Raw genomic sequence first — 3,003 nt, forward strand, 5'->3', positions numbered from 1 at the left:
TTCGATCCACCCGCGGATCGCTCACTTTGCTAAAATGCTCGGCGATCGCCTCCAATGGCTTCTTTGTCATGGCTACCTCCTTCAAGATAGCCCTTTTTTACCTCAATTTAGATGCAATCGCCCTAGCATGACGAGGGAGCGCTTTGTTTTGCCTTGCTTGTATAATATCCACGTAAAGTATTATAAATCTCCCCCCGCAATCCGACAACAAACCATAGGATTCCTCGCATCTCATGCGCCTCAAAGTAGACCTCCTTCTCTTCATCGTAGCCGTCATCTGGGGGACGGGATTCGTCGCGCAGGGAGTGGCGGCGCAATACCAAGCCGCGTACTTGTTCAATGGCGTGAGTTTCATGCTCGCCGCGCTGATTCTTATTCCGTTCATCCCGAAAGACGTTTTAGCCACAGAGAGCGCAGAGAAAACAGAGAAAAAGAAAAACTCTCAATGGTCTCTGTGGACTCAGTGGCTATCTAAACTACCCAAACAACAATGGAAGTGGATGTTCATCGCGGGAGCGATTCTGTTTTTCGCCACAGCCTTCCAGCAAGTGGGGCTGTTCTACACCAAGGTCGCCAACGCGGGTTTCCTCACCAGTCTCTACGTGGTGTTCACTCCGTTTTTGCTGTGGGTGATGTTCCGCGAAAAACCGCACTGGGTGGATATGCTCGCGGTCGTCCTGGCTGGGGTGGGGGCGTACTTCCTGTCCACGGCGGGCAGGTTCGAGGTCCAAAGAGGCGACACGCTTGAAGTCATCGGCTCCGCGTTTTGGGCGTTACACGTTGTCGTGCTGGGGCGGTTCGCCTCCAAATTTGAATCCGTTTCGTTCGCGGCGGGTCACTTCTTCATTAGCGGATCCCTCAACTTCCTCTGCGGACTCGCCTTCGAAGACGTTTCGCAACTGACGGCGCTTCCGCTCGTCGGCGCGATTCTTTTCCGCGCTTCGATCTCGGTTGGCATCGGGTACACGCTTCAAGTGTGGGGACAAAAACATACGCCTCCCACCGACGCCGCCTTGATTCTCAGCCTTGAGGCAGTCTTCGCCGGTCTCGCAGGTTGGTTCGTGCTGAGTCAGACCCTCCAACCCATTCAGATTCTTGGTTGTATTGTCATCTTCGTTGCAGTTCTGCTCGCGCAAGTCAAAAGTTGGAATTCAAGTAAAATTGAAACTTCTGAGCCATGAAGATCTTCTTTGAACCGCGAAGACTTGCATTGAGCCTGTTGAAATGACGCTAAGCGCGCCAGGAAATCTTTAATACTTGGCGATCTTCGCGCTCTTAGCGGTAGATAAAAAATATGACAGCAAAAGTTATTCTGAATCCTTACTCAAACCGCTGGAACTCACAAAAGCGCTGGCCCGAAGCCGAAGCCGCGCTCAACGCCGCGGGCGTGAAGTTCGAGTTGGTCGTCTCGCAACACAAGGGACAGATCGTCGAACTCGCCGCACAAGCCGCGCGTGAAAATTTTTCACCGATCATCGTTTCGGGCGGCGACGGTTCGTTGGGCGACGCGGTCAATGGACTGATGCAAGCCGCGCCTGCGGAGGAGGCGATTGGTCCGCTGGGAATCATGCCAACGGGCTCCGCGAACGACGTCGCTTTCGCGCTCGGTCTGCCGAAGGGTCTCAACGAAGCCGCGCGTGTCATTGCAAACGGAAAGACTCGCGCGATGGACCTCGGCAGGCTGAACAATCGATATTTCATCAACAATTCGGGCGCGGGGCTTGAGCCATACGTCACCCTCAAGCATGAAAAGATCCAGTGGATCAAAGGCATCGGGCGTTATCTCGTTGCGGCGGTGCGGGGCATCATGGATAAACCCGACTGGACAGGCAGGCTGACATGGGACGATGGCGAATACATCGGAAAATTTTCTCTCATTTCAATCGGCAACGGAAGGCGCACTGGCGGATTCTTCATGACGCCACACGCGAATCCTTTCGATGGGAAGTTGACTCTCGCCTTCGGCTACCGCGCCACGCGACTCGGACTCTTTCAAGCCTTGCCGCGCGCGTTCAATGAAGACAAAGGCAGTTATGTCGAATTGGAAGGCATGCGCGAAGTACATACGACAAAAATTTCCCTTCACCTCGAATCGCCCTCTCCCGCCCACACCGATGGCGAACTGCTCCCTGAATGGATTCAAGATTTTGACTACGAAATTTTGCCGCAAAAACTAAACATACTGACGGCGTAGAATTTGATCACCGCGAGCGCGGAGAGTTTGAGATTTTCTCCGAGAACTCTGTGGTCTCTGCGGCTAGGAATATTTCATGAGCGACCTCTCCTTTCACCCACTTACTCGAAACCTCTGGAATGACTTCGAAGAACTTTTTGGCGCGCATGGCGCGTGTGATGGCTGTTGGTGTATGTATTGGAAACTGCGCGGCAAAGCCTACGACGAAGCAAAAGGCTACGAAGCGCGGCAGTTGCATAAAAATCAATTAAACGAAGGCGTGGTCACAGGTTTGCTTGCATACCTGCATGGCGATGTGGTCGGCTGGGTGGCGGTGGAGCCGCGCGCGGCGTATGAGAAACTGGCGCACTCCAAAATTCTGAAGCCGGTGGACGAACAGGAAGTTTGGTCGGTGCCGTGCTTTTTTGTCGCGAAGAAGTTCCGCAAGCAGGGCATCAACGTCGAGTTGTTGAAAGCCGCGGTTGGGTATGTCAAATCGAAGGGAGGAAGAATCGTCGAAGGTTATCCTGTGGAGGTTGAGAAAACGATCGCGCCTCCGTTCGCGTTCACCGGGTTGGCGTCCGCGTTCGAGCGGGCGGGCTTCAAAGAGGTGGCGCGCAATTCACCCACGCGTCCGATCTTTCGGTTTGTCATTGAGTAATTTTGGCTCTCCCGTTTTTAACGGGAAACCATTTTTCAAACGCAAAGGACACGACGGTCACAAAGGAAAAACACAAGGAATCTAGGCTCTTTTCCCCCCTTTGTGTCGCTTCGACGAACTCAGCGCAAGACTTTGTGTCCTTCGTGGTGAGGCTCTTTCCCGTTGATTA

3 protein-coding genes are annotated in these 3,003 nt (G+C 53.4%); all 3 read left to right on the forward strand.

Features of this window, described 5'->3' with window-relative positions; translation table 11 throughout:
- Window positions 1–233: 233 nt before the first annotated feature.
- The 3 genes from AC16KF_RS08755 to AC16KF_RS08765 all read left to right on the forward strand — a co-directional run bounded on the left by AC16KF_RS08755 (window position 234) and on the right by AC16KF_RS08765 (window position 2,834).
- Window positions 234–1,181: a DMT family transporter gene (locus AC16KF_RS08755; RefSeq protein ID WP_484036929.1), complete on the forward strand. Its 948-nt coding sequence runs from the start codon at window positions 234–236 to the stop codon at window positions 1,179–1,181.
- A 113-nt stretch (window positions 1,182–1,294) separates the two neighbouring features.
- Entirely contained in the window at window positions 1,295–2,194 is a 900-nt protein-coding gene (locus tag AC16KF_RS08760; protein ID WP_484036930.1) for a diacylglycerol/lipid kinase family protein, read from the forward strand.
- 76 nt (window positions 2,195–2,270) lie between these two features.
- Entirely contained in the window at window positions 2,271–2,834 is a 564-nt protein-coding gene (locus AC16KF_RS08765) for a GNAT family N-acetyltransferase (protein WP_484036931.1), read from the forward strand.
- Window positions 2,835–3,003: the final 169 nt, after the last annotated feature.

This window comes from Candidatus Defluviilinea gracilis (assembly GCF_057138825.1).

Bases quoted from the DNA above. Each gene is read 5' to 3' on its own strand.
- AC16KF_RS08760 (WP_484036930.1), top strand. From the start codon at position 1,295: ATGACAGCAAAAGTTATTCTGAATCCTTACTCAAACCGCTGGAACTCA.
- AC16KF_RS08765 (WP_484036931.1), top strand. From the start codon at position 2,271: ATGAGCGACCTCTCCTTTCACCCACTTACTCGAAACCTCTGGAATGAC.
- AC16KF_RS08755 (WP_484036929.1), top strand. From the start codon at position 234: ATGCGCCTCAAAGTAGACCTCCTTCTCTTCATCGTAGCCGTCATCTGG.